Annotated in this window: 6 protein-coding genes; 3 read left to right on the top strand and 3 right to left on the bottom strand. The window is 71.6% G+C overall.

Annotated elements, in window-relative coordinates; translation table 11 throughout:
- Positions 1–84: 84 nt before the first annotated feature.
- Together I5E_RS21245 and I5E_RS05490 are read left to right on the top strand one after the other, a co-directional pair.
- Positions 85–573, top strand: coding sequence for a metal ABC transporter substrate-binding protein (locus I5E_RS21245; protein ID WP_022906110.1), 489 nt, complete (start codon positions 85–87; stop codon positions 571–573).
- 26 nt (positions 574–599) lie between these two features.
- Positions 600–1,784 carry a hypothetical protein gene (locus I5E_RS05490; RefSeq protein ID WP_022906109.1) on the top strand — a complete coding sequence of 395 codons (1,185 nt, stop codon included), beginning with the start codon at positions 600–602 and terminating at the stop codon, positions 1,782–1,784.
- A gap of 81 nt (positions 1,785–1,865) precedes the next feature.
- Here the strand turns inward: I5E_RS05490 and I5E_RS05485 are convergent, their stop codons facing one another.
- The 3 genes from I5E_RS05485 to I5E_RS05475 form a co-directional block, all read right to left on the bottom strand.
- Complete coding sequence (locus tag I5E_RS05485) at positions 1,866–2,687, bottom strand: LamG domain-containing protein (RefSeq protein WP_261974862.1); 822 nt, start codon at positions 2,685–2,687, stop codon at positions 1,866–1,868.
- A 29-nt stretch (positions 2,688–2,716) separates the two neighbouring features.
- Positions 2,717–3,598 (bottom strand): S26 family signal peptidase, encoded by an 882-nt coding sequence (locus tag I5E_RS25240; RefSeq protein WP_022906107.1) that lies wholly within the window; start codon positions 3,596–3,598, stop codon positions 2,717–2,719.
- A gap of 202 nt (positions 3,599–3,800) precedes the next feature.
- Positions 3,801–4,454: a hypothetical protein gene (locus I5E_RS05475; RefSeq protein WP_022906106.1), complete on the bottom strand. Its 654-nt coding sequence runs from the start codon at positions 4,452–4,454 to the stop codon at positions 3,801–3,803.
- 161 nt (positions 4,455–4,615) lie between these two features.
- Between I5E_RS05475 and I5E_RS22585 the strand changes: the two genes are divergently transcribed.
- Positions 4,616–5,062 carry a MarR family winged helix-turn-helix transcriptional regulator gene (locus I5E_RS22585; protein ID WP_022906105.1) on the top strand — a complete coding sequence of 149 codons (447 nt, stop codon included), beginning with the start codon at positions 4,616–4,618 and terminating at the stop codon, positions 5,060–5,062.
- The last annotated feature ends 47 nt before the right edge of the window (positions 5,063–5,109 follow it).

Genomic DNA, 5,109 nt, shown 5'->3' with positions numbered 1-5,109 from the left:
CCCGGCGACGCGGTTGAGGCCCTGGAGTGGACGACCGAGGACGAAAGCGGGCCGGACCCGCACTTTTGAGCCGACCCCGCACGGATGGTTGACGTCGTCGAGTCGCTCGACGACGACCTCCGCGACGTGGGCATCCGGGCGACGGGCACCGCGGACTACCTCGACGCCCTGCACGCGCTCGACGGGGAGATGGAGCGGGCCTTCGGCGCGCTCGGCCCCGGGCAGCGGGCCCTCGTGACGAACCACCACGTCTTCGGCTACCTCGCCGACCGGTACGGGTTCCGGGTCGTCGGGGCCGTCATCCCGAGCGGGACGACCCTCGCCTCGCCGAGCGCGGCGGACCTGCGGGACCTCGCCGACGCGATCGAGGAGACGGGCGTCCGGACGGTCTTCGCCGACGCGTCGCAGCCCGCCCGGTTGGCCGAGGTCCTGGCGGAGGAGGTGGACGTGCACGTCGACATCCAGCCGCTCGCCACCGAGTCGCTGACCACCGACGGCCCCGCGTCCACCTACCTGGGGATGATGCGGTCGAACACCGAGGCGATCGTCGACGGCCTCTCGGTTCGTAATTGAGAATGAGAATCAGTACAGTAACCACCATGACGACGACCAAGACCCTGCGCACCGCGGCCCTGCCTGCCGCCCTGCTCACCGCGGCCACCCTTGCCCTCACCGGATGCGCGGCCGACACCACCCCCTCGGAGTCCGCGCGCACCGCGACCGCGCGCGCCGACGGCACCCGGATCACGCTCACGTACGACGGCGGAGTCCTCGTGCTCGACGACGACCTTCGCGTCCTGACCGACGACGCCGTCGACGGGTTCACACGCGTCAACCCGGCGGGTGACGGGCGGCACGTGCTCGTCACGGTGCCGAGCGGCTTCCGGGTGCTCGACACCGCGGCCGATCCGGCCCTCACCGACGCGGTCTTCCCCGCCGACACCGGCGGGCACGCGGTCGTCCACGGCGACCGGACGGCGCTCTTCGCCGACGGCACCGGCCAGGTGACGACGTTCGACAACACCGAGCTCGACGGTGCCGACCTGCCCGACACCGAGACGACCGAGTCCGCGGCCGCGCACCACGGCGTTGCGATCGTGCTGGAGGACGGCACGCTGCTCACCACCATCGGCGACGAGGAGTCTCGCAGCGGGGTCCGTGCGCTGGGCGCGGACGGGAAGGAGACCACCCGCTCCGAGGAGTGCCCGGACGTGCACGGGGAAGGCGCGGTCCAGGGTGACGTCGCCGTGTTCGGGTGCACGGACGGGGCCCTCGTGTACGACGACGGGACGTTCACGAAGATCGACGCTCCGACGGAGTACGGCCGCACCGGCAACCTGTTCACGACCGGCACGTCCTCGATCGCACTGGGCGACTACAACGACGACCCGGACAGCGAGGGGTACCTCCTCCACCAGATCGCCCTGATCGACGCGGCATCCGGTTCCTACCGGGTTGCCGACGTGCCGGACGGCGTCGGCTACACGTTCCGGGACCTCGCTCGTGGTCCCGGGGACGAGGCCGTCGTGCTCGGGGACGACGGCGCGCTGCACACCTTCGACACGACGTCCGGTGACCTGCTCGACTCCTTCCCGGTGATCGACCCGTGGGAGGGACCCGCCGAGTGGCAGGACGCCCACCCGGCGCTGAAGGTCGTCGGCGACGTCGCCTACGTCACCGACCCGGCCGAGCGGAAGGTCCACGCGGTCGACCTCACGACCGGCGAGACCATCGCGTCGAGCGAGGTGCTGCCCGGCACGCCCAACGAGATCGCGATCGCGTAGCGACGCGTCCGCACCGACGCGGTGCAGGGCGGACGGGAGGCGCGGTGCCGGCTGGCACCGCGCCTTGCGTCCGTCGGCGTCTCAGCGACCGGCGGCCGCGTGGTTCGCGACCTGCGTCGCCGACAGGACGGTGCTGTACACCGCCGCGTACCGCATCGACCCGGTGAAGGCGAAGTTCGACGGCTGCCCGGGCCACCCCGACACGGTGTCGTAGCCGATCCGGAAGTAGCCGGTGTATTTCTCGGGCGCGGTGAACGCGGTGTTCGAGGCGACGAGGGCGCCGTCCGCGTAGAGCCGCATCCCGGTGCTCGCGGACATCGTCGCCACGACGTGGTGCCACGCGCCGTCGGTGTACGCCTTCGGTGAGGTCACGACCTGGGTCGTCCCGTTGTAGGTGCCGAAGACGAGCTGCCCGGTGGTGTTGATGTAGATCTGCCGGTCGTGCTGCCCGGAGGTGGCGGACTGGTTGCTGCCGAACCCGACGAGCATGCCGCCGGCGACGGTCGTGCGGAACCAGACCTCCTCGCTGAAGGTGGTCGGGTTGGCGTACGAGCGCGGCGTCGACACGAAGCTCGTCGAGCCGTTCAGCACGTAGGAGCTGCCGGTGTCGCGCGGGCACGCGTTCGGGCTCGGGGTGGAGGCCGTCATCGCGCCCTGGTACGTGCCGTTCAGGCCCTTGCCCGACCAGTCCGCGGCGGTGGTCGCACCGCTGGCCTCGCCGAGACGGTAGGCGAAGAGGGCGTTCGCGGTGTCGGCGCCGACCGCGGCGCCGCAGGTGAAGTAGGGCGCGGTCGCGGCGCTGTTGCCGCTGTTCGCCACCACGGCGCTGAACGCGGACCGGGTCGGGGCGAACACGTTGGCGAGGCCGACGACGGCCACGGCGAGGACCAGGACGAGGGCCACGACCCGACCGTCGCGGAGACGTCGGAGGTTCACGAGGGACGCACCGCCTCGACGCGGCCGACGGCCAGGCACAGCACCAGGGGGACGAGGCACGCGGCGACGAGCAGCCCCCACCCGATCGGTCCGAGGTCGATGTTCGACGTGAGCTGGTAGTGCCCGTTCGCCGTGAGTTCGCGGATGACCATGTGCCCGACCTGTCCGTCGACGAGGTGCACGCTCGCGGCACCGGGCGACTCGACCCGGACCGGGAACACGCCGGAGGACACGATCGTCGCCTCGACGCCGGCGTGGGTGGCGGTGTTCGTGATCGTCGTCACGTTGACGAACGGCTTGAGGACGAAGGCCGCGTACGACGCGGTGAGCGCTCCCCCGGCGATGCGGAGGCACGTACGCGTCACCCGGTCGGTGAACACGCTCGTGAGCGTCCAGATCACCAGCGTGCCGATGAGCAGCAGCGGCGCGGCGCGGAACAGCCAGCCGAGGTGCGGCACGAGGAGCACCGGCGAACCGATGACGTTCTCCTGCGTGAGGGTCCACGGGTCGGTCGCGCCGTTGATGTCGCCACGGGTGTGCAGGCCCGCGCCGTCGACGTCGACGATGCGGTGCGTGTAGACGACGCCCGGGTTCGCGGCGGTCTCGAAGGAGACGACGTCGCCGACGCCGAGGGTGGCGACGTCCACCGGCAGGTCGAGGACGAGGGTGCCGACCGGGGCGGCCTCGCCCATCGAGGGCGTCTCGACGACGAACCAGCGGCCGCCGACGGACAGGAACAGCAGGGCGGCGGTGAGGAGCACGGCGGCGACGACGGCCACAGACCAGGCGAGCACCGTCTCGAAGCGGGTGGCGGTGTGGCCCCCGAGCAGCGGGCGCTCCAGCGTGCCGCTGAGCGGGATGGCGGCGGTCTGGCTCATCGTCGGCTCCGTTCGTGTGCGGCGTGTGTGGGGAGGGGGCGCCCGCGGGGAGGCGGGGAGGCGGGGCGGTGCGGGGTGGGGGTGATGGTTGGTGCGGGGTGGGGGTGGTGCGGGGTGGGGGTGGGGTGATGGGTGGAGCGGGGTGTGGGTGGCGACGCTCGACCGGAGGGGGGGATCGGTCGAGCGTCGCCGGTCGGGGTGGCTAGGCGGTGAAGGTCCAGGTCATCGGCACGGAGGCGGCGAGGCCCTGGTAGGTGTTGCCGGCCGAGGAGTCGAGCGTCACGGCGAAGGTGAACGGCACGGACGCACCGGCGGCGGGGGCTGCGGGCATCGTGAACGCCGAGGCGGCGGCGCCCTTGAAGCTGGCGAGCGTGCCGGAGAAGACCGTGGTCGAGCCGGACGTGATGACGAGGTTCATCTTCGCGCAGAGGTCGGTCGCGGTGCCGTTGACCGAGCCGTTCGCCGACTGGGTGCAGGTGGCACCGGGGGTCAGCGTGAAGGTCGAGGCGTTCGCGGTCCCGGTGTTCTTGATCGAGATCGCGGTGGTGACGGTGTTGCCCGGCGTCATGGTGGTGCTGCCGCCGAACTTGTTGATGGTCGAGCAGGTCGCGGCGTTCGTCGAGACCGAGCCGCCGTCGGTGCTCGTGCACGTGACGGTGCCGCCGGCGTTCTGCTCCTGCATCGTCAGCGTGCCGCTCGCGGCGGTGTTGCTGCTGTTGGTGATGCTCGCGGCGAACCCGGAGAGGGTGCCGGTGAGCGAGAGGGAGAGCAGCACGGCGGCGAAGATGCCCGCGAGGAGTGCGACGGGGGCGAATCGGACCCGCTTCAGTGCGGGGGTGCGGAGCTTGTCGGACACGGGAACCTCTTCGGAGTGGTGATCAGGGATGGGGGGTGGAGCAACGCGTTCGGGTTCGTTTGCTTCGATGATCAAGATAGTCACTCATTCACCAAATTGACCACTCGTATACTGGCCCCAGTGCGAGGGACGCTCCCTCACGACCCGAAGGCGAGGACCGCGTGCCCACGGCACCCGACAGTGACCCGACCGACCTCATCGCGGCGTTCGAGGCCGTCGTCCGCGCGAACGCGAGCCTCGTCGGCCGCCTGAGCGCCCGCGCCGGGGTGCACGAGAACGCCCTCCGCGCCCTGGTGCTCGTGAGTGACACGGGGTACTCCACGCCGACCGAGGTCGCCGGCTACCTCGGCCTGACGTCGGGCGCGGTCACGAACATGATCGACCGGATGACGAACGCCGGCCTGCTCGAGCGGGCGCCGAACCCCGACGACCGCCGTGGCTCGCTGCTGCGGCTGCTGCCCGACGGCGAGGCCGTCGTCCAGGACCACCGACGCCGCTACGCCGAGGTCCTCCGCGAGGTCGACGCGGCACACGGCGGCGCCGCACTCGCGGTGCTGAGCGACCTGGCCACGGCGCTCTACCAACGGGCCGGCGACGTCGAGCCCTGATCGCGCACCCGGTCGCGACCCGGGGCGCGACCGCACGACGGACGGGA

Origin of the sequence: Curtobacterium sp. B18 (assembly GCF_000333375.1) — a bacterium.
Lineage (GTDB): Bacteria > Actinomycetota > Actinomycetes > Actinomycetales > Microbacteriaceae > Curtobacterium.
The sequence above is the reverse complement of the archived record's forward strand: the minus strand, read 5'-3'. Positions and strand labels throughout refer to the sequence as shown.